Source organism: Aureimonas jatrophae (assembly GCF_900104035.1).
Taxonomy (GTDB): domain Bacteria; phylum Pseudomonadota; class Alphaproteobacteria; order Rhizobiales; family Rhizobiaceae; genus Aureimonas; species Aureimonas jatrophae.
This window is the reverse complement of the sequence record NZ_FNIT01000001.1, coordinates 326,994-353,141: the sequence shown is the minus strand read 5'-3', so window position 1 is coordinate 353,141 and position 26,148 is coordinate 326,994. Positions and strand designations below refer to the sequence as shown.

The window sequence follows — 26,148 nt, the reverse complement described above, 5'->3', positions numbered from 1 at the left end:
CCGGCTCCATTCCTGATCGGATTCTCGCATGATCGGGACGCTGCTCGTCTTTGCGCTCGGCTTCATGGCTGCGGCGCTGATCGCCCTCCTGTTCGCCCCGTTTCTCTGGCACAAGGCGCAGCGCCTCGCGCGGCGCCGCTTCGATGCGGAGATCCCGGCGAACGTGCGCGAGATGCAGGGCGAAATCGATGCCGTGCGCGCACGCGCCGCGTTCGATCTGCGTCGCGAGGAGATGCGCGCCACCGAGGCCCTCGGTCGTGCGACGACGGAGCGCGCGGAAGCCGGCCGCATCGTTCTCGAGAACGGCACGCTGCGCGCGCGCCAGGCGGAACTCGAGCGGGACCTCGCCGAGGTCGGAGCGCGCTTCGAGGCGATCGAGCAGACGCTCGCGGCGACGCGCCTGGAGCGCGACGACATCGCGCGCGATCGCCAGGCTCTCGGCGAGGCCTTCGAGCGGCGCGGCAGCGAGTTGGAAGCGCTGCACGGACGCCACGCGGCGGGGCAGGAACGGTTGGCCGCGATGCAGGACCGTCTCGGTCATCTCGAGCGGCGGCTTGCGGAGCTGGAGCGCCCGGCGGCCGACCCTGCGGTACTCCCGGTCGTCGACGGTGCGCAGCCGACCGCGCCGAGCAGGCCGGCCATCGAGCCGGAAGCGGCGCAGCCGACGACGCCAGCGCCGGAACCGGCGACCGCCACGCCGCTGACCGGCGGCGAGCGCCTGCGCGCCGCCATTGCCGCTGGCGTCGGCGCCAGGGCGCCGGCGACCCGCGCGGAGAATGCCGAGATCCGCGAGCGCATCAGCGATCTCGCGGCACGTATCCTGCGCCGGCAGGTCGATGCCGAGGGACCGACCTCGCCCATCGCCGGCATTCTCGCCCCTGACGCGGCGGACGAGCCGGAGGCCGGTGCGCCCCCGTCGCTCGCCGCCCGCGTCCGGGCGCTCGCTGCGCAAGGGGACGCGCCGTCCGCATCCGTGCCGGAACCATCGCCGGCCGCGGACGAGACATCCCCTAAGGGTTCCGCAGCTCGTAAAGACGGTGCAGGACGATCGCGGCGCAGGTCGCGACGTTGAGGCTATCGAGACCGCTCGCCATGGCGACGCGCAGCGAGCGGTGACGGCGCAGGAACGCCTCGCCGAGTCCCTCGCCCTCGGTTCCCAGGAATAGGGCGCGCGGCGGGCCGCTGCGCAGATCCCGAAGATCGCTCGTTCCCGCGGGCGAAAGCGCCAGCGCCTCGAAGCCCAGTTCCTCAAGAGAGCGCCAAATCTCGCCGGCCGAGCCCAGGCGCACGAAGGGCAACGTCAGCACGGTGCCGACCGAGACGCGAATCGCCTTTCGGTAGAGCGGATCGCAACACCGATCGTCGAGCAGCACCGCGGCGGCGCCAAAGACCGACGCGTTGCGAAACAGCGCTCCCATGTTGTCATGATTCGATAGACCGCAGGCGACCACCACGGTTCCGCCGCCCTCCGCCGCCTCTCGGAGGCCGGACAGGGGATCGCTCGCCTCCTCGTGGCGCTCCGCATAGGCAAGCACGCCCCGATGCACGGGAAAGCCCGCGATGCGATCGAAGACCGCGGACTCGGCGACATAGACCGGGACGTCGCGCGGCAGGCGCGCCAGGCGCTCGGACAGGCCGTCCAGTCGCGCGGGCAGCACGAGAAGCGATCGCGGCCGAAATCGTCTCGAGCGCAGGAGCTGGTCGAGCACGACCGTTCCTTCCGCGATCAGGCCGCCACGACCGGTGAGATCCCGCTCGCGCACCATGCGATACGGCTCGATCCGGGGGTCGTTCGGGTCGTCGATCCGGATCGGATGTCCAGCGTCGCCAAACCCGGTCACGACCACGTCAGGACCGGCTGAAAAGCGGTGGACAATCGGCCTTGCGGCACCGGACCGCTCTTTTTCTTCGTAATCGCGCAGGTTGTGCTTAACATTCGTATGCCATCCTTCTGTTATCGCGGAGGGAGACGCTCGCATGCCACCGGCCACGCTGACGACGCGCGAGCGGCACCGAGGGCCTGCGAACCGCCGTCTCCGTCGTTCGCTCCACCTGTGGAGGAAGAACAACAGCGGCGCGACGGCGGTCGAGTTCGGCCTGCTGGCCCTGCCCTTCTTCCTGATCGTTCTGGCGATCCTCGAGACCTCGCTCGTGTTTCTCGGTGAGGTCACGCTTCAGCGCGGCGTCGAGAGCGTTTCGCGCGACCTTCGCCTCGGGACGGTCCGAACCGGGCAACAGGCGGTGTTCCAGAAGCACCTGTGCGAGCATGTCGGCTTCCTGCTGACCTGTGACAAGCTGCGATACGACGTTCGCTCCTACGCCACGTTTGCCGCCATTCCGCCCGCCACCGCCGGCGACAACGGCGTCTTCGACGCCAGCGGCTTCCAGTTCGCGCCCGGCGGGTCCGGTTCCATCAACATCGTGCGTGTCTACTACGAATGGCCGCTCGTCACGGACCTGTTCCGCCGATCGCTCGCGGGTCTCGACAACGGTCATTACCTCCTGTCCTCGACGACGGCGTTCCGGGGGGAGCGTTTCTGATGAAGCCGCGCCTCGCCGATCTTCTTCCGACCCTTCGCCGCCTTGCCGCGGACCGACGCGGCGTCGCGGCCCTCGAATTCGCGCTGATCGCGCCGATGCTCCTGATCCTGTACATGGGCGGAACGGAAGCGACGCTGGCCGTGACGCTGCATCGCAAGCTCGTCGATACCGCCGGCACCGTGTCGGATCTCGCGACCCACAACAATGCCGTCACCAAGTCGGAGCTGGAGGGGCTGGCGAATGTCGCGCGCGACATCATGCGGCCTTATGATGTCACCGCGCTCGGGCTGTCGGTCGTCGGCATCGATATCGCGCCGAGCGGTCAGGCGAAGGTCGTCTGGAGTTTCGCGCGCAACGCACCCGCGCCCGCCCGCAACTCTCCCTTCACGCTCGGTTCCGACTTCGCCTCGTTGAAGGACGCCTTCATCGTCGTCACCACCGCGCGTTACGCCTACCAGCCGCTCGGCGGCTACGGCTTCACGAAACCGATCGATATGGCCCAGGTCGCGACCTTTCGGGCTCGAAGCAAGACAGGTGTCCGATGCGACGATTGCTAGACAGGCTCGATACGCGCACCCTGCGGCGGTTCGCGCGGGACCAGCGCGGCAACTTCGCGCTTCTGACGGCCCTGATGGCCGTCCCGCTGTTCGGCCTGTCGGGGCTGGCCCTGGACTACTCGCGCGCCGTGAATGCGAGAACGCACCTGCAAACACGGGCCGACGCCATGGCCTTGGCGGTGGCCTCGCATGGGCCTGCGGCCGACAGTGCCGCGATGCTGGCCAGCCTCAAGGCGGACGCAATCGCCAACAGCGCGATGGGTCAGGCGACGTTCACGGGCCGGTGGACCAGCGCGACCGACTACACCGTCGAGGCGATCCTTCCTCTCGCCCTCACGCTCTCGCAAATCATACCAGGCGCCGGAACGACGATGCCGGTCGGCACCCAGTCCGTCGCGCGCTACATCGGGCTGAAGTACGTCTACAAGCCGCCAGAGTTAAGCTCGCTTGATCCCGAGGCTGGCGACTACAACCGCGTGTACGCCTATTGTTTTGATCCAACAGGTGTTTCTGCGCCGAACAAGGGTCGCAGTCAAATGACTGCAATATCAGACAATGGCGGCACGAAGTATGATGCGAAGATGCCTGAGTGCCGGCCTGGCGAACGTTTAAGTTTTCAACTTTACAACGCCCGCGATGCAAGGACAAATAAGAATAATTGGGATAAGGGAAACAATAGCAAATACTCTTACTTTACTGACACGACCCTAAACGAAAAAGGCGCTGAGGTATACAATCTTGACGGTGAACTGATACTCGAAACTGTATTATGTCCCTCGTTGAAAGCCTGTGAAGTTAAGAGCAAGGGCGGCGTATTGCCGGAAGGGAAGAACAGGACGCCAACTTTTGATGAACGAGCCTGCTCTCCTGGTCACTACATGTACTACGGGTGGGAGGATCGCCCTCCCGGAGACAAGAAGCACGAGAGCGATAAGGACTATGACGACATCCGCGTAATCATCAAATGCCCCGAGTTGATTGCAACCGGCGAAGAGAACGCTCGGCTCGTGCAATAAAGGCGGTCGCTGTCGAACAGGCCTATCATTTACATAGATATCGAAACACCGCACACACGCCGCAGCGCCGAATGAAACGATGAACGATATGAAGGGGAAACTGGTACGCCCAAGGGGAATCGAACCCCTGTTTGCGCCGTGAGAGGGCGCCGTCCTAACCGCTAGACGATGGGCGCGTGCCAGTGGTTGGGTACATAGCCGCGCCGCCTCGCCCTGGCAAGGGCCTTTTTGCGGCGCGGGGCGCGTTCAGGGTTGCGCGGCCTGCAGGCGTGTCCGGGAAACGAGGCCACCGCTGGCTGCGTCGAGGACGAGGATCTCCTGCCGACCGTCCGCCGTTTCCACCACGACCATCGCCCGGTCGCGCGAGAGGCCGGCCGTCGCCGTGATGCGCGCGCCCATCGGCACGCTCAGCACGGCCTCGGCCGGGGTCGCGGGTGCGCCGTCTGCGGTCTCCTCGCCGTCGCGCCCCGCGCGATAGACAACCGCGCTCAGAACCGCGATAAGCCCGACCATCAGGACCGCGATCGAGACGGCGAGAAGCCGGATCATCTTGCGGCGGACCTTTTCCAGGGCCGGGTCGAGCGGCTCGTCGGCCCCATCCGTTTGCGTCATTCGCCGTCTTTCTCAAGGAGAACCGTCATTCCGGCGCTTGGTACAGGCACGCAGGACGCCCCGGCAAGCGCGTTCGAGGCGGGCGAGGACGAGATCGTGGCGTTGCGGGTCGAGCCCGAGGATGCCGGCGCGCGGCTGGATCAGTTCATCGCCGCCAAGCTCGGCGGTCAGCTGTCGCGCTCGCGCGTCCAGAGCCTTATCGAGCGCGGCCATGCGAGCGTCGATGATGTGAGCGTCGCCGAGCCCAAGCGGCGCGTGCGGTCCGGCGAAAGCGTCCGGCTCGCGGTGCCCATGCCCGAGGCGCCGGAGCCAGCGGCCGAGGATATCCCGCTCACGGTCCTCTTCGAGGACGCGGAGCTGATCGTCGTCGACAAGCCGGCAGGCCTCGTGGTGCATCCGGCGCCCGGCAACTGGACCGGCACGCTGGTCAACGCGCTGCTGCACCACTGCGGCGACTCGCTGTCCGGCATCAACGGCGTGCGCCGTCCCGGTATCGTTCACCGGCTCGACAAGGATACGAGCGGCGTCATGGTGGTCGCCAAGACCGATCTCGCCCACCGCTCGCTGGCCGAGCAGTTCGCGGCGCACGGACGCGACGGCCGCATGGAGCGCGCTTATCTGGCCGTGGTCTGGGGAACCCTCCCCCGCCCGGTAGGCGTGATCGATGCGCCGCTCGGGCGGTCGAACTCCGATCGAACCAAGCGGAGCGTCGTACCCGAAGGGCGACCGGACGCCCGCCACGCGGTAACGCGTTACGAGGTCGTCGAACGGCTCGGCGAACAAGCCTCGCTCGTCGCTTGCACGCTGGAAACCGGCCGTACGCACCAGATCCGGGTCCACCTGTCCCATATCGGCCATCCGCTGGTCGGCGACGACGTCTACGGCGCGCACTTCCGTTCCAAGGCGCGCAAGCTGGGACTGGTCGGCGAGGCCGTCGAGCGCTTCGGGAGGCAGGCGCTTCACGCCTTCCGTCTCGGCTTCGAGCACCCCGCGACCGGCGAGACGATGCTGTTCGAGAGCGAGTTGCCAGACGACATGCGGGAACTCTGCGAAGCGTTGCGCCGTTCAAGCGCCGAATAACATCGCCGATCGCAGCCAACGCCGTCCGATCGAGCCGACTACGTGAACGATTTGTAACCTCGTTCGCGAGCGCGAAGCCGTGCGAAACCACACGTGCGTACCCATATGTTTGTTCGGGCGGATTGGGCGCGGTTCTGCGCACCGCCTTCGACCGGGCCGGCTTGCGGGCGGTCGGACACAGGAGAAGGAGGGTGCGGAGTATGGCGAAAGCCAATCTTCCCAGCATCGCAGCAGGAGAAGGCGGCCTCAGCCGCTACCTCGACGAGATCCGGCGGTTCCCCATGCTGGAGCCGCAAGAAGAATACATGCTCGCCAAGCGCTACGCAGAGCATGACGACCGCGACGCCGCCCATCGACTCGTGACCAGCCACCTGCGCCTCGTCGCCAAGATCGCCATGGGCTATCGCGGCTATGGTCTGCCGATCGGCGAGGTCGTGTCGGAGGGCAACGTCGGCCTGATGCAGGCGGTCAAGCGCTTCGATCCGGAGCGGGGCTTCCGTCTGGCGACCTATGCCATGTGGTGGATCAAGGCCTCGATCCAGGAGTACATCCTGCGCTCGTGGAGCCTCGTGAAGATGGGCACGACCGCGAACCAGAAGCGGTTGTTCTTCAATCTGCGCAAGATGAAGAGCCGCATTCAGGCGCTCGACGAGGGCGACCTGCGCCCGGATCAGGTCAACCAGATCGCGACGCAGCTCGGCGTGTCCGAGGAAGAGGTCGTCTCGATGAACCGCCGCCTCTCGGGCGACGCGTCGTTGAACGCTCCGATCCGTGCGACCGAGGGCGAGTCCGGCGAGTGGCAGGACTGGTTGGTCGACCAGTCCGAGAACCAGGAGCAGATCCTGGTCGAGCAGGACGAGCTGGCCCAGCGGCGCGGCATGCTGCATCAGGCGATGGACGTTCTGAACGACCGCGAGCGGCGCATCTTCGAGGCGCGGCGTCTGGCCGAGGACCCGCTGACGCTGGAAGCGTTGTCGGGCGAGTTCGACATCAGCCGCGAGCGCGTGCGCCAGATCGAGGTGCGCGCTTTCGAGAAGGTGCAGAAGGCGGTGCAGGACACGGCCGAAGCGGCCCGGCGCGCGCTGCGCGTGGTCGAGGACGCCCACGCCTGATCGGCCACCGACACTGAAACCAGAAAGGGCCGGCTTCCGCGAGGAGGCCGGCCCTTTTTACTTGCGAGCCCCCTGCGCCGGAACGCCCTAGGTCTTGGCGGCCCAGGCGTCGAGCGCCTGCTTGAAGACGCGTTCGCCCGGCAATCCCTTCTCGACCGACATCAACGCCCGTTGCCCGCTCTCGTAGGCGAGCGGGATGTCGATCCACTGCTCGCGCCCCAGCAGACCGAGATTGCTCTGGATCGCCTGCGGCAGATCGTTCAGGGCGATGATGAAGAAGCCCGGCGATATCTTGCCGGCGACACCGATCAAGGGTTCGCCGCGCGCCTGTTCCGTGGGCTTCAGCGCCAGCCGCTGCACGTTGGCGACCTCGCCACCCGGGAAGTCGGCGGGCGTGTCGAACATGATCTCGATCACGTGGCTGGCCGGCAGCGTCGCGTCAGCGTTGCGCCGGATCGTGAGCGTCATCTTCAGATTGTCCTGCGGCACGTCCACGACGCCGCGGATCGCCGGCTCGGCGGGCTGACCATCGGCGGGCGGCTCGCTGACAAGGCTCCAGACCACGTTGCCGTTCTGCTGCGAGCCCTCGCGGTTCGTCGCGCGCTCTTCGTAGAACACGGCGCGCTGGCCGACGGGCACGGTCTCGTTGGAAGCCGTCGCGGGCGGTGTCGCCGGCGCCGATGTTGTGGGGGCAGCGGGTGCGGGCGTCGATTCCGGCGTCGTGGGGGCCGGTTCCGCCGGGGATGCGGCCGCGACGTCGGTGCCCTCCTCGAACGCATTGGCGACGCTCGTCCCGGGCCCTTCGTCGACCTCGTTTCCGTCGGGCAGAAGTCGCTGCGTGAACTGGCGGGGCCGCGCGCCTCCGGTCACCGGTGCGGCGGGAGCCGTGTCGGTCACGGTGCCACTCGGCGGCGCAGCGGTCGCGGGCGCTTCTCCGCCCGTATCGGCGGGTGCCTCTCCGCCGTCGGTGGTCGCGGTGGGTGCAGGGACCGAGGCAACCTGCGAGGTCCCCGATCCGGTCAGGACGTCGCGGATCTGGTCGCCGTAGAAGAACGCCGCGGCGCCAAGCGCCGCTATCACCGCCAGCGCGCTGCCGGCGACAAGAGCCGGTCGCCGGGAACCGGAGCTCGAGGCGCTGCGACGCTTCGCCCGGCGAGGTCCCTCGAGGTCGGCCTCCGGGATGCCCGCGAACAGGCCGCTATAGGGCGCGCCGTCCTCGCCGCGCGGTTCGTCGCGCGCCGGACGCAACGTCCCAGCCCGTGGCGGCGGTGGCGCGGTGCGGCGCGGCGCCTCCTCGAGCGGAGCGGGACCGATCTCGCCCACGCGGTCCTCGCCCGCCCCGAACGCCTCGCGCGAGGGCGCGCGCGCCGACACCGCGCTCGGCGCAGCGACCGCGGGGTCGCGCTCGAAGCGACGCGCAGGCTCGACGGCTTGCGCCGGTTGATCGCCACGCGGCGGCACGTCTAGGGTCGTGTCGGCCGGCGCGGCAGGGCGCATGGTCGGCGTGACGCGCGGGAAGGCCGCGCGTTCAGGCTGGCGCTCGACCGGCCTTGGCGCAGGCGGAGGTGCAGGTGGTGGTTCCTCGTCGCGGACCGCGATCGGCGCGGCAGGTTCCTCCGCGGGCGGAGGCGCGTTGTCCTCGTCGCCACCGCCGTAATGCGCCTCGGTCTCGCGGATCGCGTCTTCAAGAACGCGATAGCGCGCCTCGGCCACATGGGGCTCGAGCGGCGGATTGGCAGCCTGGATCTGGCGCGTGATCGCCGAACGCGCCTTCTCGTAGACCTTGGCCCGCAATTGGGGCGTCGCGTTGGGAAGGCCGTCGATCGTCTTGCGCAGAACGGCGGTCAGGTTCGCCATGGATTGGGGCACTCACTGGTCGTGAAGCGACGTGGCATCGACTGAGGGTCCGGTGTCGCGAACGTCGCCCGTCCTGCCACGGGTTCCTGGCCGCCCGGCACCGCCCGGCGAACCGGACCGTGGCTGTCCTGCCAGGACGCCGGGATGCCGCGCCGGAGGCGCGGCAGGCTTTGGTCGTTCGCGATCCGGGCGTCCCGCACCCGGCCTTCAAGTCCAGACGAATACCGTGTCTTTGGTCAAGTTTTCATTAATCCTGAAACGGATCGCGGACAAGGATCGTATCGTCACGCTCCGGCGATGTGGACAGGAGCGAAACCGGGGCGCCGACGAGTTCCTCGATCTGGCGCACGTATTTGACGGCCTGCGCCGGCAGGTCACCCCAGGACCGGGCTCCGGCCGTGGTGCCGCTCCACCCTTCGAAACTCTGGTAGACGGGAACGATCCGCGCCTGCGTGCCGAGGCTGGCGGGCAGGTAGTCGATGCGCTCGCCGTCGAGCTCGTAGCCGACGCAGATGCGAATCTCCTCCATCCCGTCGAGGACGTCGAGCTTGGTGAGCGCGAGACCGTGGATGCCGTTCAGCGCCACCGCCTGACGCACCAGCACGGCATCGAACCAGCCGCAGCGACGCTTGCGACCCGTGACCGTGCCGAACTCGTGACCGCGCGTGCCCAGAAACTCGCCGACCGCGTTGTCCTGCTCGGTCGGAAAGGGCCCCTCGCCCACGCGCGTCGTGTAGGCCTTGGTGATGCCGAGCACGAAGCCCGCCGCAGACGGGCCGAGGCCCGAGCCCGCCGCCGCCTGACCCGCCACCGTGTTGGACGAGGTCACATAGGGATAGGTGCCGTGATCGATGTCGAGGAGCGTGCCTTGTGCACCCTCGAACAGGATGCGCGCGCCCGCCTTGCGGCGCTCGTCGAGCAGCCGCCATACGCGATCCACGAAGGGCACGATCTCGGCCGCCACCGTGGTCAGCTCCTCCAGGATCGCCTGCGGCTGGATCTCCGGCTGGCCGAGCCCGCGACGCAACGGGTTGTGGTGCGCAAGCAGCCGCTCGATGCGGCTCGGCAGGAGGTCGGGCTCGGCCAGGTCCATGACGCGGATCGCCCGGCGCCCGACCTTGTCCTCGTAGGCCGGGCCGATGCCGCGGCCCGTGGTCCCAATCTTGGTGCCGGCGGCGGCCTGGTTCTCGCGAATCGCGTCGAGCTCGCGGTGAAGCGACAGGATCAACGCCGCGTTGTCGGCGATGCGCAGCGTCTCGGGCGAGATCGTGACGCCCTGCGCGGCCAAGCGCCCGCGCTCGGCCACGAAGGCGTGCGGATCGAACACGACGCCGTTTCCGATCACCGACAGCTTACCCTGCCGCACCACGCCCGAGGGCAGAAGCGAGAGCTTGTAGGAGGTGCCGTCCACGACCAGCGTGTGGCCGGCATTGTGACCGCCCTGGAAGCGCACCACCACGTCGGCCCGCTCGCTCAGCCAGTCGACGATCTTGCCCTTGCCCTCGTCGCCCCACTGCGAGCCGACCACCACGACGTTTGCCATGCCTACTCCTTGGCGCGCCGGCAGACAGAAGGCCGGCTTTGCGAATGCCTCGGGTCCCGCGCGCACGCGCCAAGACCGGCCGGAGCGCCTCGCGCCGACCCTCAAAACGGGCGGACTATAGGGGGAGCGCGCCACCGGCGCGAGAGGCATCCGGCGATTTGTGGGCGCTTGCACACAAGGGCTGTTGCCGGAAACGCGGTCCGGGCCCTAAGGGAGGCGAATGAAGCGCTTCGTGACCCATCCCTACGCCGTCCTCACCTTCACGGCCCTGATCTGGGGCGCGAACGCGGTCGCCGGAAAACTCGCGGTCGGTCATGTCTCGCCGATGGTGCTGACCATGCTGCGCTGGCTCATCGCCGGACTGCTGCTGCTGCCGATCGCTCGGCCCCATCTGGAGCGGGACTGGGCGCGGATCCGCCAGCACAAGCGGCTCTACCTGTTCCTGGGAACCGCCGGGTTCACGGGCTTCAACGCCCTGTTCTACCTCGCCCTCCAGTTCACATCCACGATCCACGTCGCGATCGTGCAGGCGGCCATGCCGTTGTTCGTGTTCGCCGGCAGCTTTCTTCTGTTCCGCGCGAGGGTGACGAGCCTGCAACTGGCCGGCTTCGCACTCACACTGATAGGCGTTCTGGTGACGACGGCGCACGGCGAGCCGTCGACGCTCCTGCACCTCGTGCTCAACCGGGGCGACGTCCTCGCGCTGGTCGCGGTCGGCATCTTCGGGCTCTACACGGTGATCGTGACGCGCCGCCCGCCGGTGCATTGGAGCAGCAACCTCCTCGCCCTGTGCGTCGTCGCCTTTGTGGCATCATTGCCTCTGCTCGCAGTCGAGAGCGCGTTCGGCGCGACGCGCTGGCCCGATGCGCAGGGGTGGTCGCTCGTCGTGTTCTCGGCCGTCATGCCATCGATCGTCTCGCAGGCGCTCTACATCCGCGGCATCGAAATGATCGGCGCCAACCGGGCGAACCTCTTCACCAACGCGACGCCGATCTTCGCCGCGCTTCTCGCCGTCCTGCTCTTGGGCGAGCCGCTTTTTCCCTATCACCTCGCGGCCCTTGCGCTGGTGTTCGCCGGCATCGTGCTCGCAGAGCGCGGCAAACGCTCTGAGCGGATCGCCAGCCACCCGAAGACCCCGGTCAGCCAGGACGCCGCCTGACGCGCGAAAGGGCGGGACCCGGCCGGGTCCCGCCCTTTCGTCGTGTCGTATGGCCTTGGCGTGCGATCAGACGTCGAAGGTCAGCATCTTCGCCTGGCCGATCGCGTTCAGGCCGCGCAACTCGTCGAGGAAGGTCTCGCTCAGCGGCTCGTCGAGGTAGATGATCGCGATCGCGCTGCCGCCCTGCTCGTCACGGCCGAGATGGAAGTTCGCGATGTTGATGCCAGCCTTTCCGAAGGCCGTGCCGATCTGGCCGATGACGCCGGGAACGTCCTTGTTGGCGGTGTAGAGCATGTAGCGGCCGACATCGGCCTCCATGTTGATGCCCTTGATCTGGATGAAGCGCGGCTTGCCGTCCGAGAAGGTCGTGCCGGCCACCGAGCGGGTCTGCTTCTTGGTGGTGACGGTGACCTTGATGTAGCCGTCGAAGACGCCCGACTTGTCGCGACGCACCTCGGACACGGCGATGCCGCGCTCCTTGGCCATGAGCGGGGCCGAGACCATGTTGACGGTCTGGACCTGCGCCTTGAGAAGGCCGGCGAGCGCCGCAGCCGTGAGGGCCCTCGTATTCATCGAGCCCGGCGCGCCATCGTAGAGGATCTCGACCGCATCGATCGCCTCTTCCGTCAGCTGGCCGGCGAACGAGCCGAGGATCTCGGCGAGCTTGACGTAGGGCGTGAGGATCGGCGCCTCTTCGGCGGTGATCGAGGGCATGTTGAGGGCGTTGGAGACGGCGCCCTTCACGAGGTAGTCCGCCATCTGCTCGGCGACCTGGAGCGCGACGTTCTCCTGCGCCTCGGTGGTTGAGGCGCCGAGATGCGGCGTGCAGACGACGTTCTCGAGCCCGAAGAGCGGCGAGTCGGTCGCAGGCTCGGTCTCGAACACGTCGATACCCGCGCCCGCCACATGGCCGGACTTGATGGCCTCGGCGAGGTCCGCCTCGACGATCAGGCCGCCGCGCGCGCAGTTGATGATGCGCACGCCCCGCTTCATGGTCGCGATCGCCTTGGCGTCGATGATGTTGCGCGTCTTGTCGGTGAGCGGCGTGTGCAGCGTGATGAAGTCGGCACGGCGGAAGAGCTCGTCGAGCTCGACCTTCTCGATGCCGAGCTGCGCGGCACGCTCGGGGCTGAGGAAGGGATCGAAGCCGATCACCTTCATCTTGAGACCGACGCCGCGCGTCGCCACGATCGACCCGATATTGCCGCAGCCGACGACGCCGAGCACCTTGCCGGTGATCTCGACGCCCATGAAGCGGTTCTTCTCCCACTTTCCAGCCTGGGTGGACTGGTCGGCTGCGGGCAGCTGGCGCGCGACCGCGAACATCATGGCCACCGCATGCTCGGCGGTCGTGATCGAGTTGCCGAAGGGCGTGTTCATCACGATGATGCCGCGGCGCGAGGCTGCCGGGATGTCGACGTTGTCGACGCCGATACCGGCGCGGCCGATCACCTTCAGGCGCGACGCCGCCTCGATCACCTTTTCGGTGACCTTGGTGGCCGAGCGGATCGCCAGACCGTCATACTGGTCGATGACGGCGAGAAGCTGGTCCTTGTCCTTGCCGAGATCCGGGAGGTAGTCGACCTCGCAGCCACCGTCCTTGAAGATCTGGACGGCGGTCGGGGACAGCTTGTCGGAAACGAGAACGCGGGGTGCCATGCAGGCCTCCTGGAAGGATGGGGAGCGACGGCTCCCGGAACAGCGAGATGAGAGTCGCGACGCCCGGGGGCGACGCGCGGATCGGCAGTCAGCCGCCGAGCGACATGGGCCTGCGGCCCGGCCCCTCGAGGCCGAACCGGCGGCGGACCCATTCGAGCCAGAGGCCGTAGGGGCGGCCGAGAACCAGCATCAGCACCGCGAAGCTGGCGGAGCCTCGCAGCGCGGACACAAGGTCCGCGCCGCTGACGAGAACGATCGCGAGGTAGATGGGCACCTGGAACAGAAGCAGCGCCGCACAATCGGCGAGCACCGTGCCGACCCGTCCCTCGGGGCGGACCCGAGCGAGAAACCACTCGCGCCAGAGCCCGTAGGGCCGGGCCGTCGGCACCATGAGCGCCGCGCCGATCGACCGGGACACCAGCACCTCGCTCCACTCCATTCCGACGACGAAACGCTCGTTCAGGCCGCTCGTCAGCGTGAAGAAGAGGATCAGCGCCAGCGTGTCGGCCAGGAAGCTGCGTGTTCCGACCGACACCGGCACAAGCCGCTCGCCCTCAGGCGGCCTGCGCGAGCGCGGCCTTCTGCGCCTGGTAAGCGTAGCTGATCCACGGCATCAACGCCTCGACCGCGGCGGTCTCCACGGTCGCGCCGCACCAGATGCGCAGGCCCGGAGGCGCATCGCGGTAGCTGCCGATGTCGAGAGCGACGCCCTCCTTCTCCAAGAGGGTGGCCACGCCCTTGGCGAAGGCGTCCTGCGCCTCACGCGGCAGGTTGACGAGCGCGGGATCGGTGAACTGGAGGCAGACCGACGTGTTGGAGCGCGTGGCCGGATCCTTGGCCAGGAAGCCGATCCAGCTGTTCTCGTCGACGAAGCGCTCGATCACCGCAAGGTTCGCGTCGGCCCGCGCCTTGAGGGCTTCGAGGCCGCCGATGCGCTTGCCCCAGTTGAGCGCGTCCAGATAGTCCTCGACGCAGAGCATCGAGGGCGTGTTGATCGTCTCGCCCTTGAAGATGCCCTCGATCAGCTTGCCGCCCGAGGTGAGGCGGAAGATCTTCGGCAGAGGCCACGCCGGCTTGTAGGTAAGAAGCCGCTCCACCGCGCGCGGGCTGAGGATCAGCATGCCGTGGGCCGCCTCGCCGCCCATCACCTTCTGCCAGGAGAAGGTGACGACATCGAGCTTGTCGTAGGGAAGGTCCTGGGCGAAGGCGGCCGAGGTGGCGTCGCAGATCGTCAGGCCCTGGCGGTCGGCCGGAATGGCGTCGCCGTTGGGAACGCGTACGCCGGACGTGGTGCCGTTCCACGTGAAGACGACGTCGTGGTCGAAGTTCACATCGGCGAAGTCGACGATCTCGCCGTAGCCGGCTTCCAGAACGCGAGCGTTCTCGAGCTTCAGCTGCTTCACCGCGTCGGTCACCCAGCCCGAACCGAAGCTCTCCCAGGCGACCATGTCGACGGGGCGCGCGCCGAGCAGCGACCACATGGCCATCTCCACGGCGCCCGTGTCGGAGGCCGGAACGATGCCGATGCGGTAGTCGGCGGGAACCTGGAGGATCTCGCGGGTGTCCTCGATCGCCTGAGCCAGCTTCGATTTGCCGAGCTTGGCGCGATGCGAGCGGCCGAGCGGTGCATCGCTCAGGGCGCTCAGCGTCCAGCCGGGACGCTTGGCGCAGGGGCCGGAGGAAAAGCGGGGGTCGGCCGGACGCAGGTCCGGCTTGGCGGCATTGGCCATCTGAAGCTACCCTTACAGATAGAAGCGCCTCGTTGGGGAGGCGTGTCCCGCTGACGGCGATAGGCCGGAAGCGGGAGCCGCGTCAAGCGACAATCTGAGGGAGCTCGGGTTCCGCCGCGCGACGGGTCGCATCACTGAAAGCGGTAGCGCAGCCCGATGCGGAGCGCGTGCTGATCCGGTCCGTCGTCGGAGACGGCGACCATCGCGCCACCGGACGAGCGGACGCTCCACGCCTGTCCGCCTTCGGTGTCGAGATAGCGGTATCCGAGGTCGAGCGTCAGCGCCTCGGTCAGGTCGTAGGCGACGCCCGCGTCGAGCGCGTAGGCGAAGCGCCAGTCACGCTCGCCCTCTGCGTCGATGGCTTGGCAGCCGGTCAGGCCGCAGGTGGTCAGGGCTATGTCGTCGTAGTCGATGCGAACCGCGCCGAGCCCGGCACCGACATAGGGCGTGAAGCCCGCAACCGTGCCGAGGTCCAGATACGCGCTGGCCAGAACGTTCCAGCTATGCGCGGAGCCCGCGTCGCGCGCCAGACAGATCGAACCGCAGCCCGGAACCGCAAAGGCGTTCGTGGCGACGTCGCGCTCGCCATAGCCGACGGTCAGGTCGGCGCGCAGCATATCGGTGAACCGATAGCCGAGCCCGAGGCCGAAGCTCGCCCCCTCCTCCAACTCGCCGCGCAGGGGGCCGGTGGCGAGGGCGTTGCCTTGCGCAATCGCACGGGTGCCGTCGAGATCGCTCGAAACGTCGTAGAAAACGTCGCCGCGCAGGTAGAAGCCCGAGCGCGTCTCGGCCAGTTCGACCTCCGGTGCGCTCGCCAGAAGGTCCACATCCGCGGCATGGCCGACGACGGGTATCAGGACCGCAACGGAGACGGTCAGAAGGCTTCGGAGGGTCATGCGGGCGGCCTCGGCTTCACCCGCCTTTGCCGGCGTGGCGGCCGGCGGGCGGATGCTATCGGGGGGATCGGTCGCCGGACCCTAGGGGCGAGCTATGGTGCGGAGCTTGTGCCCGGACGCAAGAAGGGCCGCCCCTTTCGGAGCGGCCCTTCCCGGTCGTATTCGAACGCGAAGCGGTTCGGATCAGAAGAACGAGTAGCGCAGACCCGCGCGGATCGCGTGGATGTCGAAGCCGTTGTCCTTGGTCTGGACGCCGACCGCCCCGAAGGACTTGTCGGCCGAGTCGTAGTCCCAGGCGTCGCCTTCGTAGATCTTCGTGTAGCGGTAGCCGACGTCGAGCGCGAGGCTCTGCGTCAGGTCCACGCTCGCGCCGGCCATCAGCGAGGTCGCGAAGCGCCAGTCGTCGGCGCCGGTGCTGGTGCTGGTATAGGGCACGTAGCCGGGCTTGCAGGTCGGGCACTTCTCCTGCGTCTTGACGTCGTCATAGCCGACATAGGCGGTGCCGATACCGGCGCCGAGGTAGGGCGTGACGATGCCGAAGGTCGGCAGGTCGACATAGGCGTTCGCCATGATCGTCCAGACGTCGGCCTCGGACTTGTTGTAGTAGTCGCACTCGTCGAAGGGCCCGAGACCGTGCGCGTAGTCGGTCTTGATCATGAGCGGGCACTTGGTCTTGCCGTTCACGTCGGTGCGGAAGTAGTCGACCGTCGCGTCCACACGGAACATGTCCGAGAAGCGATAGCCGACGCCGGCGCCGAAGCTGGCCGTCGAGTCGAGCCGGAGCTCGTCGTAGCGGTAGTAGTCGTCGATGCCCTCGACGCCTGGGAACTGGTTGTAGAACGCCCAGTGACCATCGGTCTTGGACTCGAAGACGTAGCCGACATCACCGCGGATGTACCAGCCGCTGTAGGGCGCGGGCTCAACGACCGGGATCGGTTCGATGATGTCCGCAGCCTGCGAAAGGGTGGGCAGAAACAGGGCCGAGGCCAAGAGGCCGAAGGCAAGCCGAGCCATTGCTGAGATCTCCAGATTTGCACGATCGCGCGGCTTGGGTCCCGCGATACGAGCAAATCTAAAGATTAATGATTAATGGTCGGTTTACTGGCCCTGCCCTCTTCCCGGATGCTTCGCGGAGACGAAACGCCCGCCGTCAGGCCGCGCGCTTCAGTGCGCCGATGATGTCGTCGACCACGGTGTTGACGAGTTGCGGATCGTCGCCCTCTGCCATGACGCGGATCAGCGGTTCGGTTCCGCTCGGTCGGATCACGAGCCGGCCGCTCGTGCCGAGCTGCGCCAGAGCCGCGTCGATCGCATCGCGCACCGCCGTGTTCTCCAGCGGCTCGCCGCCCGCCACGCGCACGTTCTTCAGAACCTGCGGCACCGGCTCGAACTTGCGGCACACCTCCGACACCGTACCGCCCGCCTTGCGCACGAGAGCCAGAAGCTGCAGCGCGGAGACCAGACCGTCGCCGGTCGTGCCGTAGTCCGACAGGACGATGTGCCCCGATTGCTCGCCGCCCACGTTGTAGCCGTGCTGGCGCATATGCTCGACCACGTAGCGATCGCCGACCTTCGTGCGAGCCAGCTGGATCTGCCGCTCGTTCAGGAAGCGCTCGAGGCCAAGGTTCGACATGATCGTGGCGACAACGCCACCGGCGGCGAGGCGCCCGTCCTGCGCCCAGGCCTCGCCGATCACGGCCATGATCTGGTCGCCGTCGACGACCTCGCCGTGCTCGTCCACCACCAGCACCCGGTCCGCGTCGCCGTCGAGCGCGATGCCGATATCGGCCCGCACCTCGCGCACCTTGGCGCACAGCGTCGCGGGACTGGTGGAGCCGCAGTTCAGGTTGATGTTGGTTCCGTTCGGCTCGACGCCGAGCTTCACGACGTCGGCGCCCAGCTCCCACAAGACGTCGGGTGCCACGCGGTACGCGGCACCGTTGGCGCAGTCGATGGCGACGCGCACACCGTCCAGCGTCAGGTCGCGCGGCAGCGTGCGCTTGGCGAACTCGACGTAGCGGTCACGGCCGCCGTCGTCGTAGCGCCGAGCGCGCCCGAGATGCGCCCCATCGGCGAGGCGCTTCGACAGGTCCTCGTCGATCAGACGGTTGATCTCGGTCTCGACCTCGTCGGACAGCTTGTAGCCGTCCGGGCCGAAGAGCTTGATGCCGTTGTCCTCGAACGGGTTGTGCGAGGCGGAGATCATCACGCCGATATCGGCGCGCATGGAGCGCGTCAGCATTGCGACGGCGGGCGTCGGGATCGGGCCGAGCATCAGGACGTCGACGCCGACGGCGGTGAATCCGGCGCAGAGCGCGGGCTCCAGCATGTAGCCCGACAGGCGCGTGTCCTTGCCGATCACGACGCGATGGCGGTAGTTGCCGCGACGGAAGGCGAGCCCCGCGGCCATGCCGACCTTCATGGCGATCTCGGGCGTCATGGGATGACGGTTGGCCCGTCCGCGAATGCCGTCCGTGCCGAAATAGCTCTTCGCCATCGCGCGTCTCCTTGACTGTCGAGCGTTCCGTTTATCCCGGCGATTCTACCATCGGCGAGTAAAGACTTGCCGCAGAGCGACGAGAAGCGTGATGGTCGCATGCGAAAGGGGCGGCAACCTTGCGGCACCGCCCCTCCCCCAACTCCGCTGGAAGACCGCCGCCTCAGGCGGACGGCTGCGGCTCCAGACCGCCTTCCTTGTCGTCGCGCGGACCGGACGGCTTGACCGAACCGGCCTTGGGCACCGCCGAGCCGCGCGAGGGCGGCGTGTCGTCGCCCATGTCGCGGGCCAGCGTCTTGCCGGCCAAGAGGTCGCGCACCTCGTCGCCCGACAGCGTCTCGTACTCGAGCAGACCGTTGGTGAGCGTGTGCAGTTCGTCGATCTTGTCGCGCAGCACGGCGCGGGCGCGGTTCTCGGCGACCTCGATGATGCCGCGCACCTCGGAGTCGATGAGCTTGGCGGTCTCCTCGCTCATGTTCTGCTGCTGCGACACGGAGTGGCCGAGAAAGACCTCCTCCTGGTTCTGGCGGTAGCGCAGACGACCGAGCTTGTCGCTCATGCCGTATTCCATGACCATCGCGCGAGCCATGTTGGTGGCCTGCTGGATGTCGTTGGAGGCACCCGTCGTGACGTTCTCGTCGCCGTAGATGATCTCCTCGGCGGCGCGTCCGCCGAAGATCATCGCGAGCCGCGCCTCCATCTCCATCTTCTTCATGCCGTAGCGATCGCGCTCCGGCAGGTTCATCGTCACGCCGAGGGCACGGCCGCGCGGAATGATCGTCACCTTATGGAGCGGATCGTTGCCCGGCACGTGGATGCCGACCAGCGCGTGACCGGCCTCGTGGTAGGCCGTCAGCTTCTTCTCCTCCTCGGTCATGGCCATGGAGCGACGCTCGGCGCCCATCATGACCTTGTCCTTGGCGTCCTCGAACTCGAGCATCGTAACGAGGCGCTTGGAGCGACGGGCCGCCATCAGCGCTGCCTCGTTGACGAGGTTGGCGAGATCGGCACCCGAGAAGCCGGGCGTGCCGCGCGCAATGGTCTTGAGGTCAACATTGGGCGCCAGCGGCACGTTGCGCACGTGCACCTTCAGGATCTTCTCTCGGCCGCCGACGTCGGGGTTCGGCACCATGACCTGGCGGTCGAAGCGGCCCGGACGAAGAAGCGCGGGGTCCAGAACGTCGGGGCGGTTGGTCGCGGCGATGAGGATGATACCCTCGTTCGCCTCGAAGCCGTCCATCTCGACGAGGAGCTGGTTCAGCGTCTGCTCGCGCTCGTCGTTGCCACCGCCGAGGCCCGCGCCGCGATGGCGGCCGACGGCGTCGATCTCGTCGATGAAGATGATGCAGGGCGCGTTCTTCTTGGCCTGCTCGAACATGTCGCGCACGCGGCTCGCGCCGACGCCGACGAACATCTCGACGAAGTCGGAGCCCGAGATCGTGAAGAAGGGCACGTTGGCCTCGCCGGCGACCGCACGGGCCGTCAGCGTCTTACCGGTGCCCGGAGGACCAACGAGCAGGACGCCGCGCGGGATCTTGCCGCCAAGGCGCTGGAACTTCTGCGGCTCGCGCAGGAACTCGACGATCTCCTCGAGATCGGCCTTGGCCTCGTCGACACCCGCGACGTCGGCGAAGGTCACGCGGCCGTGCGCCTCGGTCAGAAGCTTGGCCTTCGACTTGCCGAAGCCCATGGCCTTGCCGCCTGCGCCGCCCTGCATCTGCCGCATCAGGAAGATCCAGACGCCAAGAATGAGGAGGATCGGACCGAAGCTCAGGAGCATCGACCAGATCGGGTTCGTGTTGTCGGACGGCGGGCTCGCGTTGATCTGGACCTGATGACCCTCCAGGCGCGACACCAGCTGCGGGTCACCCGGCGAGTAGGTCTGGAACGGCGAGGAGCCGTCGGTGTAGGTCCCCGAGATGCGCTGGCCCTGGATGGTCACCGAACGGACGCGGTTCGCGTCGACGTCGGACAGGAACTGCGAATAGGGTACCTCGCGCGAATTCGCGGTCTGCGAGCTGTTGGAGAACAGCTGGAAGAGCGCGATCAGAAGAAGCGCGATGATCGCCCAAAGGGCGAAGTTCCGGAAATTCTGGTTCATTATCCGTCCTGGGATAGCGCCGGGGCTTCACGCACGAGACGTGCGGTGACGCCACGACATCAGGCGTGAAGATAGGTGGCCGCTCAAACCTTGCCAACAGCCAAGGTCCCGTTTGCGGCAATTTGGGGCTGTGGGGTTAACCCCACCGGCATGGGTCCCGGAAGGTCGGCCCAGAGGCGCCAGCCCGCACAGCAGGCCGCTTCCGGCGCGGATCCGCGCGGCAACGGTCCGGCGGCCAGCCGCAACGGCCGCAGTTCGCCCATTGGGTCGCGGACGGCGGGATGCGTGCGGGCCTTCACATTCGCGCCATCGCCTTCCACGACACTCTGCCCGGGAAGCGGTCCGACCACAAAACGCCGATCGAAGATCGCCAATCCGTCGTCGCCCGCAACCGCTTGCGGCAGTCCCGTGCGTCCGAACTCGCGCGACAAGCGGAGCCGGCCGCGCCGGACGTCTGCGACACAGCCGTTCAGCGTGGCCCGACCCTGCTGCGCCACTGCGTGTCGAAGGCGGTCGAGCGCGTCGGGCGACGGCGAATGCAACGCGCCTCCAGCCACGGTGATGGCGCGCGCGAGAACGCGGTCGCCGAGACCGTGCCAGTCGTCCGGCATTCCGATCGAGGCGTCGAGGTCGACGTTCAGACGTCCCGCCTCGGAGAGCGTACCGAGTTGATCCGCAAGGTTCCGGTCGTCGGCCTCGCGCAGGCGGGCGGCGTCGGCGGCGGCAGCGAGAGCCGCCGCGCGCTCGTCGTCCGACATCGCGCTGCGCAGGCGGACGCGCGCGAACCGCCCGTCGAGATTGCTCGGGTCCAGGATCGGTTGCCAACCGGCGTCGGCGGGCCAAAGCGCGAGATCGGCCGGAACGCGACCGAGAAAGGGGCGCACCACAACGACGCCCGGCTCCAGATCGCGCCAGACGCGCATCGCCGCCAGCGCCCCGCCTCGCGCGCCGCGAGCCCGCAGAAGGAGATGCGTCTCGGCCTGGTCATGGCGGTGGTGGGCGGTCAGAACGACGCCGGCGCCGCAGCGACGCGCCTCGGCGGCCAGGAGCGCGTATCGGGCGGCGCGCGCTTCCGCCTGGAGATTGCGGAGCGGCCGGTCCGGATGGCGCCAGACAAGCGTTCGATGGGGAATCGCGAGTTCGGAGCACCAGTCCGCCACCCTCGCCGCCTCGCGATCCGACCCAGGTCGCAGCGCATGATCGACGGTCGCGGCTCGAACCGGACGATCACCGGCCAGTTGCGACGCGGCGATCAGAAGGGCGAGCGAGTCGGGTCCGCCCGACACCGCGACGAGCAGGCCGGGCTTCAGGCGGCGCGACGCATCCGTCCGCTCCAGGCTGCGCCGGATGTCATCGGTCAGGGGCGGAAGCGTCGGCGCCGCCCTTGCGTGCCTCAGGAGCAGCTGGCCGACTTCTCCTCGGCCTGCAGCTTGCGCTTCACGTTGGCGCTCATCGCGGGATAGCGACGCGACACCTCGCCGTAGGTGACGCAGGCCGTCTCGCGATTGTCGAGGCGGGCGAGCGACATGCCGAGCTTCAGCATCATCTCCGGCGCCTTGGGGGCTTGGGGATGCGCCTTCTGGGCGTTCAGGAAGACCTCCGCGGCGTCGCGATACTTGGCCTGCGCGTAGAGCGCCTCGCCCAGCCAGTACTGCGCGTCCGGCGCATCCGACGAGCTGGGATAGGTCTGGGTGTACTGGCGGAAGGTGGTCTCGGCGAGATGGTAGTCGCCGGCCAGCATGTAGTTGTAGCCGAGGCTGTAGAGTTCGACCGGTCCCTCGGTGCGGATCGAGGCGACCTTGTCGGACGGCGGCACGCTGGGCTCGGTCGAGGGCAACGGCTGCGACACGGCGGCGCCGTTCAGAAGCGCGCCGATCTCGTCGGTCTGCGGAGCGGCAGCGGGTGCCGCGGCACGCGGCGACGTGGCATCGTTGGCGCTCGGCGTGGCGACCGAGGCGACGCGCGACGAGGTCGCCGGCGCGGTCGTCTCGGGCGTCGCGGGCGCGACCGGCGGCGTCAGCTCGGTCTTGCGCTGGGGAGCGGACGCGTTCGTGCCGCTGCCGCCCGAACCCTTCTCCAGATCCTGGAAGCGGAACTCGTTGTCTTCCTGCGTCTTGCGAAGCTGCTCCTGCAACTGAAGCACCAGGAAGCTCAGCTCCTCGACCTTTCCGGTCAGGCGCCGCATCTCTTCCTCGACCTGGGAGAGCCGAACCCCGCCGTCGCCGGCCTGCGCCATGCGGACCGCGGGCGCCGCCTGCGCCGGCTGCGTGGCCGCGCGATCGGACCCGCCGAAGCCGAACGGCAGTTCAATGGCATGCGTCGGCGCGGCGGTGGCACCAAGAGCCACGGCAAGGATCGGAAGCAGAAGTCGGGACTGGGCCATGCGCGGATACGACCTTCGGGAGCCAAGGGCGCCGCGTCCCGGCCAAACCCCTTCCCCGGCGGCGGCTGCGGTCGCAAGCGTCGGGTTGGAGAGGGACGGACCGAAGGCGTCCAAAGTTTGACCGACGTAACACATGCGGCAACCGACAAACGCAAAACGGCCCCGAAGGGCCGCTTCACCTGCATCTGTGTGACCGAAAAGCCGCAGTGCGGTATCCGGTGCCCGATCAGGAGCCGGCGCCGGAAAGCACCGTGACCGCGCGGCGGTTCTGCGACCAGCACGAAATGTCGTCGCACACGGCGACCGGACGCTCCTTGCCGTAGGAGATGGTGCGCATGCGGTTCGACGACACGCCCTGCGACGCGAGGTAGTCGCGGGTCGCGGCGGCCCGGCGGGCGCCAAGCGCGAGGTTGTACTCGCGCGTTCCGCGCTCGTCGGCATGACCCTCCACCACGATCTGGTAGCGCGGGTACTGGTTCAGCCACTGGGCCTGGCGGGCGAGCGTCTGTTGCGCATCGGCGCGGATCGAGGTCGAGTCCGTGTCGAAGAAGATGCGGTCGCCGACGTTGACGGTGAAGTCCTGGGTGGTGCCCGGCGCCGCCGAGCCCGCGCCGCCCATGCCGCCGGCGCCGCCCATGCCGCCGGCCCCGCCGAGGCCGAGGCCTGCCGCGTTGTCGGGCAGCGCGTTATTCTTCTTGGCGCAGGCCGAGAGCGAGAGCGCCGCAACAAGTGCGAGCGCGATCCGGCCGTGGGCCCCAGTCACGATGCGGCGCATGGCCGTCTCCTTGCATTCGATGGAATTTCGATGGGTCCCGTTTACCATGTTCGGAGTTAACGGCCCCTAAACGCGGACAGCGGGACCGCTATTCGAGCGACGGCGACCAGGCCGGATCGGAGCCGAAGTTCGGCGTGCCGACACGCTGCTCGTTGCGGCCCGTCAGGTCGATCGAATAGAGCTGCGGTCCGCCGCCCTGATCGCGGAAGAACATGATGACGCGGCCGTTGGGCGCCCAGGTCGGACCCTCGGCGTGGAACGACGAGGTCAGGATGCGCTCCCCCGATCCATCGGGCCGCATGACGCCGATCTGGAACTGACCGCCCGACTGCTTGGTGAAGGCGATGAGGTCGCCGCGCGGGCTCCAGACGGGCGTGTTGTAGCTGCCCTGGCCGAAGGAGATGCGGGTCTGGCCCGAGCCGTCGGCGCCCATGACGTAGATCTGCGGTCGCCCGCCCCGATCGCTCTCGAAGACGATCTTGGAGCCGTCCGGCGAGTACGAGGGCGACGTGTCGATCGCCGAGGTCGAGGTCAGGCGCGTCGTGGCGCGCGAGCGCAGGTCCATGGCGTAGAGGTTGGCGTTGCCCTCCTGCTGGAGGCTCATGACCACCTTCGACCCGTCCGGCGAGAAGCGCGGCGCGAACGTCATGCCGGGGAAGTTGCCGACCACCTCGCGCTGCCCGGTCTCGAGTTGCAGGAGGTAGACGCGCGGCTCGCCCTGGCCGAACGACATGTAGGTGATCTCCTGCCGGTTCGGCGAGAAGCGGGGCGTCAGCACGAGGTCGTTGCCCTGGCTGAGGTAGCGCACGTTCGCCCCGTCCTGGTCCATGATGGCCAGGCGCTTGCGGCGCTTGTCCTTCGTGCCGGTCTCGTCCACGAACACGACGCGCGTGTCGAAGTAGCCCTTCTCGCCGGTCAGGCGCTCGTAGATCGCGTCGGCGATGATGTGGGCGATGCGGCGCCAGTTGTCGGGGCTGGCGTAGAACTGCTGTCCGTCGAGCTGCTGGCCGGCGAACGTGTCCCACAGGCGGAACTCGACGCGCAGGCGCCCGTCGGCTTCGGGCGACACGCGGCCCGACACGAGGGCCTGCGCGTTGATCACGGTCCAGTCCTGAAAGCGCGGCGTCTGGTCAGGGCTGAGGTCCTTCTGAATGAAGGCGGCCGGGTTCACCGGCGCGAACAGGCCCGAGCGCTTCAGGTCGGCCGTCACCACCTCCATGAGCTTGGCACCGAGGCCATCGCGCGACTGGAAGGCGGGCAACGCGATCGGCAGCGGCTGGACGTTGCCTTGCGTCACGTCGATCTCGACGGCGGCTCGCACGGGCGAGACACCCGGCAGGGCAACGGCGGCGGCAAGCGCCAGAACGAGGGCGGAAAGCTTGGTCATGGTGGGTTCCCGTTCGGCCGGGGACGCGCGAGGCCGGAAGGCCGGCCCCGGCGGGGCGTCCGTCGGAGGGCATGGTGATCAGAAGAATGCGGCGGCGCGAGGCCGCCGGCGGGGCAGGAATCAGAACATCTGGCTCGGATCGAAGTTGACGGTGACCTCGGCCCAGGTGTCGTACTTCTCGGCCGGCAGCGAATACGGCGCGCAGCGACGGACCGCGCGCACCGCCGCCTCGCCCGCCGCACGCTCGGCGCCCGTGGAGCCGCCGCCCTGCACGATCTGCGGCATGCCCTCGACCTCGCCGTTCGGCGAAAGCTGCATGGAGATCTTCACGCGGAACCCGCCCGCGTCGGTATTGCCGGCCGGCGGGTTCCAGCACTTGGAGATCTGACCGCGCAGCGCGTCCATCTCGCTCTGGCTGAGCGTGCCACCGGTCGCCTTGTCGCGCCCGAGCGATGCCTGCTGGGTCGAGCGCTTGGCACCGCCGCCCGACGACTCCTGCTTGTTCAGAAGCGCGGCGATGGCGTCGGCGTCGAACTTGTCCTCCGACGTCTGCGTGGCCGGCTTCTTGGCGTCCTTCGGCTTGTCGGTCGGCTTCTCGCGCGAGGTCTCGGTCGTCTTGGCGGGCGGCGTCGGCTTGGCGGGCTCGGCGGGCTTGGCCTCGGCGACCTTCACGGGCTCGGGCGGCTTCGGCTTGGCCTGGGGGCGCGGCACGTTGCGCGGCGGCTCGGGCACCGGCGGCGCCTTGGCGATGATCTCGGACAGCTCGTCGATCGGAGCGGTCTCCTCGGCCGGCGCGGGTTCCGGCGTCGGTTCGGCCTTGGCCGTCTCGACGGGCGGCTCGGGCGTCGGCTCGGGAGCGGGCGCCGGCTCGGGCGGCGTCGGCGCGGCCGTGGGGGTCGGCGGCGGGGGCGGAGGCGGCGCCTCCGCGGCAGCCGTCTGCACGCTCTCGCGCGGCGAGGGCTTGGGCGCGGGCGGCGTCGGCAGATCGGTCTCGTTGTCGCCGACGTTCTCGGCGGGCATCGGCAGCTTCTCGGGCGTCTTGGTCGGCGTCGGAGCCGAGGTCTCGGCCAGCGGCGCATCCTCCGCGCCGAGCGTCGCCTGGCTGAACTCCTCGATCGGCACGAGCGAAACCGGCAGCGCCTCGCCGCCCATGTCGAGCGGCTCGGGCTGGCCGAACGTCCACAGGCCCCAGGTCAGGACCGCGGCATGGAGAACGGTGGAGGCGACGGAGGCGGATCTCATG

The 26,148-nt window shown here is 68.3% G+C and carries 23 protein-coding genes and 1 tRNA gene; 7 read left to right on the top strand and 17 right to left on the bottom strand.

What is annotated here, in order from left to right; all coding sequences use genetic code 11:
* Positions 1–28: 28 nt before the first annotated feature.
* The gene (locus BLQ76_RS01705) at positions 29–1,072 is read left to right on the top strand and encodes a hypothetical protein (protein WP_090667951.1); all 1,044 of its coding nucleotides are present in this window, start codon (positions 29–31) and stop codon (positions 1,070–1,072) included.
* Here BLQ76_RS01705 and BLQ76_RS01700 read toward each other — a convergent pair.
* Positions 1,011–1,841, bottom strand: coding sequence for a TrmH family RNA methyltransferase (locus tag BLQ76_RS01700; RefSeq protein WP_244519435.1), 831 nt, complete (start codon positions 1,839–1,841; stop codon positions 1,011–1,013). The genes BLQ76_RS01705 and BLQ76_RS01700 overlap by 62 nt on opposite strands.
* Before the next feature lie 136 nt (positions 1,842–1,977).
* Between BLQ76_RS01700 and BLQ76_RS01695 the strand changes: the two genes are divergently transcribed.
* From BLQ76_RS01695 to BLQ76_RS01685, 3 genes are read left to right on the top strand one after another with little or no spacing between them, the layout of a single operon-like run.
* A complete protein-coding gene (locus BLQ76_RS01695; protein WP_090667948.1) occupies positions 1,978–2,541 on the top strand; it encodes a TadE/TadG family type IV pilus assembly protein in 564 nt (187 codons plus the stop codon).
* The gene (locus BLQ76_RS01690) at positions 2,541–3,098 is read left to right on the top strand and encodes a TadE/TadG family type IV pilus assembly protein (protein ID WP_170842422.1); all 558 of its coding nucleotides are present in this window, start codon (positions 2,541–2,543) and stop codon (positions 3,096–3,098) included. Before BLQ76_RS01695 ends, BLQ76_RS01690 begins: the two co-directional genes overlap by 1 nt.
* Positions 3,083–4,114 carry a TadE/TadG family type IV pilus assembly protein gene (locus tag BLQ76_RS01685; RefSeq protein ID WP_090667940.1) on the top strand — a complete coding sequence of 344 codons (1,032 nt, stop codon included), beginning with the start codon at positions 3,083–3,085 and terminating at the stop codon, positions 4,112–4,114. Before BLQ76_RS01690 ends, BLQ76_RS01685 begins: the two co-directional genes overlap by 16 nt.
* Positions 4,115–4,215: 101 nt before the next feature.
* Here the strand turns inward: BLQ76_RS01685 and BLQ76_RS01680 are convergent.
* Positions 4,216–4,290 (bottom strand) — tRNA-Glu (locus BLQ76_RS01680).
* Positions 4,291–4,360: 70 nt separating this feature from the next.
* Entirely contained in the window at positions 4,361–4,726 is a 366-nt protein-coding gene (locus BLQ76_RS22305; protein ID WP_183193106.1) for a DUF6476 family protein, read from the bottom strand.
* A gap of 93 nt (positions 4,727–4,819) precedes the next feature.
* Here BLQ76_RS22305 and BLQ76_RS01670 point away from each other — a divergent pair, with 93 nt between their 5' ends.
* A complete protein-coding gene (locus BLQ76_RS01670; RefSeq protein WP_090669475.1) occupies positions 4,820–5,806 on the top strand; it encodes an RluA family pseudouridine synthase in 987 nt (328 codons plus the stop codon).
* A 200-nt stretch (positions 5,807–6,006) separates the two neighbouring features.
* Positions 6,007–6,918, top strand: coding sequence for an RNA polymerase sigma factor RpoH (rpoH, locus tag BLQ76_RS01665; protein WP_090667937.1), 912 nt, complete (start codon positions 6,007–6,009; stop codon positions 6,916–6,918).
* A gap of 87 nt (positions 6,919–7,005) precedes the next feature.
* On the opposite strand, the gene BLQ76_RS01660 is transcribed toward rpoH, so the two are convergent.
* Entirely contained in the window at positions 7,006–8,775 is a 1,770-nt protein-coding gene (locus BLQ76_RS01660; RefSeq protein WP_090667935.1) for a hypothetical protein, read from the bottom strand.
* A gap of 247 nt (positions 8,776–9,022) precedes the next feature.
* Complete coding sequence (locus tag BLQ76_RS01655) at positions 9,023–10,318, bottom strand: adenylosuccinate synthase (RefSeq protein WP_090667932.1); 1,296 nt, start codon at positions 10,316–10,318, stop codon at positions 9,023–9,025.
* A gap of 220 nt (positions 10,319–10,538) precedes the next feature.
* On the opposite strand from BLQ76_RS01655, the gene BLQ76_RS01650 reads away from it, so the two are divergent.
* Positions 10,539–11,477, top strand: coding sequence for a DMT family transporter (locus BLQ76_RS01650; RefSeq protein WP_090667929.1), 939 nt, complete (start codon positions 10,539–10,541; stop codon positions 11,475–11,477).
* Between the two features lie 66 nt (positions 11,478–11,543).
* Here BLQ76_RS01650 and serA read toward each other — a convergent pair whose 3' ends face one another.
* The 12 genes from serA to BLQ76_RS01590 all read right to left on the bottom strand — a co-directional run bounded on the left by serA (position 11,544) and on the right by BLQ76_RS01590 (position 26,147).
* A complete protein-coding gene (gene serA, locus BLQ76_RS01645) occupies positions 11,544–13,136 on the bottom strand; it encodes a phosphoglycerate dehydrogenase (protein WP_090667926.1) in 1,593 nt (530 codons plus the stop codon).
* Positions 13,137–13,224: 88 nt separating this feature from the next.
* Complete coding sequence (gene alaE / locus BLQ76_RS01640) at positions 13,225–13,671, bottom strand: L-alanine exporter AlaE (protein WP_170842421.1); 447 nt, start codon at positions 13,669–13,671, stop codon at positions 13,225–13,227.
* Positions 13,672–13,690: 19 nt separating this feature from the next.
* Positions 13,691–14,866 (bottom strand): phosphoserine transaminase, encoded by a 1,176-nt coding sequence (locus BLQ76_RS01635; RefSeq protein WP_090667921.1) that lies wholly within the window; start codon positions 14,864–14,866, stop codon positions 13,691–13,693.
* A 131-nt stretch (positions 14,867–14,997) separates the two neighbouring features.
* On the bottom strand, positions 14,998–15,762 hold the full coding sequence (locus tag BLQ76_RS01630) for an outer membrane protein (protein WP_090667918.1): 765 nt from the start codon (positions 15,760–15,762) through the stop codon (positions 14,998–15,000).
* Positions 15,763–15,945: 183 nt separating this feature from the next.
* Positions 15,946–16,776, bottom strand: coding sequence for an outer membrane protein (locus BLQ76_RS01625; RefSeq protein ID WP_090667915.1), 831 nt, complete (start codon positions 16,774–16,776; stop codon positions 15,946–15,948).
* 136 nt (positions 16,777–16,912) lie between these two features.
* Positions 16,913–18,259 (bottom strand): phosphoglucosamine mutase, encoded by a 1,347-nt coding sequence (gene glmM, locus BLQ76_RS01620; protein WP_090667912.1) that lies wholly within the window; start codon positions 18,257–18,259, stop codon positions 16,913–16,915.
* 163 nt (positions 18,260–18,422) lie between these two features.
* Complete coding sequence (gene ftsH / locus BLQ76_RS01615; RefSeq protein ID WP_090667909.1) at positions 18,423–20,360, bottom strand: ATP-dependent zinc metalloprotease FtsH; 1,938 nt, start codon at positions 20,358–20,360, stop codon at positions 18,423–18,425.
* 83 nt (positions 20,361–20,443) lie between these two features.
* Positions 20,444–21,646 (bottom strand): tRNA lysidine(34) synthetase TilS, encoded by a 1,203-nt coding sequence (gene tilS / locus BLQ76_RS01610; RefSeq protein ID WP_170842420.1) that lies wholly within the window; start codon positions 21,644–21,646, stop codon positions 20,444–20,446.
* 107 nt (positions 21,647–21,753) lie between these two features.
* Positions 21,754–22,743, bottom strand: a complete 990-nt coding sequence (gene ybgF / locus BLQ76_RS01605; RefSeq protein WP_090667902.1) for a tol-pal system protein YbgF — start codon at positions 22,741–22,743, stop codon at positions 21,754–21,756.
* A 226-nt stretch (positions 22,744–22,969) separates the two neighbouring features.
* The gene (gene pal / locus BLQ76_RS01600; RefSeq protein WP_090667899.1) at positions 22,970–23,518 is read right to left on the bottom strand and encodes a peptidoglycan-associated lipoprotein Pal; all 549 of its coding nucleotides are present in this window, start codon (positions 23,516–23,518) and stop codon (positions 22,970–22,972) included.
* Positions 23,519–23,606: 88 nt separating this feature from the next.
* The gene (gene tolB, locus BLQ76_RS01595) at positions 23,607–24,905 is read right to left on the bottom strand and encodes a Tol-Pal system beta propeller repeat protein TolB (protein ID WP_090667896.1); all 1,299 of its coding nucleotides are present in this window, start codon (positions 24,903–24,905) and stop codon (positions 23,607–23,609) included.
* A gap of 120 nt (positions 24,906–25,025) precedes the next feature.
* Positions 25,026–26,147, bottom strand: a complete 1,122-nt coding sequence (locus tag BLQ76_RS01590) for a hypothetical protein (RefSeq protein WP_090667893.1) — start codon at positions 26,145–26,147, stop codon at positions 25,026–25,028.
* Position 26,148 lies beyond the last annotated feature (1 nt).

Coding starts and splice junctions, on each gene's coding strand:
- BLQ76_RS01695 (WP_090667948.1), top strand. CDS start 1,978: ATGCCACCGGCCACGCTGACGACGCGCGAGCGGCACCGAGGGCCTGCG.
- BLQ76_RS01635 (WP_090667921.1), bottom strand. CDS start 14,866: ATGGCCAATGCCGCCAAGCCGGACCTGCGTCCGGCCGACCCCCGCTTT.
- glmM (WP_090667912.1), bottom strand. CDS start 18,259: ATGGCGAAGAGCTATTTCGGCACGGACGGCATTCGCGGACGGGCCAAC.
- rpoH (WP_090667937.1), top strand. CDS start 6,007: ATGGCGAAAGCCAATCTTCCCAGCATCGCAGCAGGAGAAGGCGGCCTC.
- BLQ76_RS01690 (WP_170842422.1), top strand. CDS start 2,541: ATGAAGCCGCGCCTCGCCGATCTTCTTCCGACCCTTCGCCGCCTTGCC.
- BLQ76_RS01705 (WP_090667951.1), top strand. CDS start 29: ATGATCGGGACGCTGCTCGTCTTTGCGCTCGGCTTCATGGCTGCGGCG.
- ybgF (WP_090667902.1), bottom strand. CDS start 22,743: ATGGCCCAGTCCCGACTTCTGCTTCCGATCCTTGCCGTGGCTCTTGGT.
- BLQ76_RS01630 (WP_090667918.1), bottom strand. CDS start 15,762: ATGACCCTCCGAAGCCTTCTGACCGTCTCCGTTGCGGTCCTGATACCC.
- BLQ76_RS01655 (WP_090667932.1), bottom strand. CDS start 10,318: ATGGCAAACGTCGTGGTGGTCGGCTCGCAGTGGGGCGACGAGGGCAAG.
- pal (WP_090667899.1), bottom strand. CDS start 23,518: ATGCGCCGCATCGTGACTGGGGCCCACGGCCGGATCGCGCTCGCACTT.
- BLQ76_RS01625 (WP_090667915.1), bottom strand. CDS start 16,776: ATGGCTCGGCTTGCCTTCGGCCTCTTGGCCTCGGCCCTGTTTCTGCCC.
- BLQ76_RS22305 (WP_183193106.1), bottom strand. CDS start 4,726: ATGACGCAAACGGATGGGGCCGACGAGCCGCTCGACCCGGCCCTGGAA.
- BLQ76_RS01685 (WP_090667940.1), top strand. CDS start 3,083: ATGCGACGATTGCTAGACAGGCTCGATACGCGCACCCTGCGGCGGTTC.
- serA (WP_090667926.1), bottom strand. CDS start 13,136: ATGGCACCCCGCGTTCTCGTTTCCGACAAGCTGTCCCCGACCGCCGTC.
- BLQ76_RS01650 (WP_090667929.1), top strand. CDS start 10,539: ATGAAGCGCTTCGTGACCCATCCCTACGCCGTCCTCACCTTCACGGCC.
- BLQ76_RS01660 (WP_090667935.1), bottom strand. CDS start 8,775: ATGGCGAACCTGACCGCCGTTCTGCGCAAGACGATCGACGGCCTTCCC.
- tolB (WP_090667896.1), bottom strand. CDS start 24,905: ATGACCAAGCTTTCCGCCCTCGTTCTGGCGCTTGCCGCCGCCGTTGCC.
- BLQ76_RS01590 (WP_090667893.1), bottom strand. CDS start 26,147: ATGAGATCCGCCTCCGTCGCCTCCACCGTTCTCCATGCCGCGGTCCTG.
- ftsH (WP_090667909.1), bottom strand. CDS start 20,360: ATGAACCAGAATTTCCGGAACTTCGCCCTTTGGGCGATCATCGCGCTT.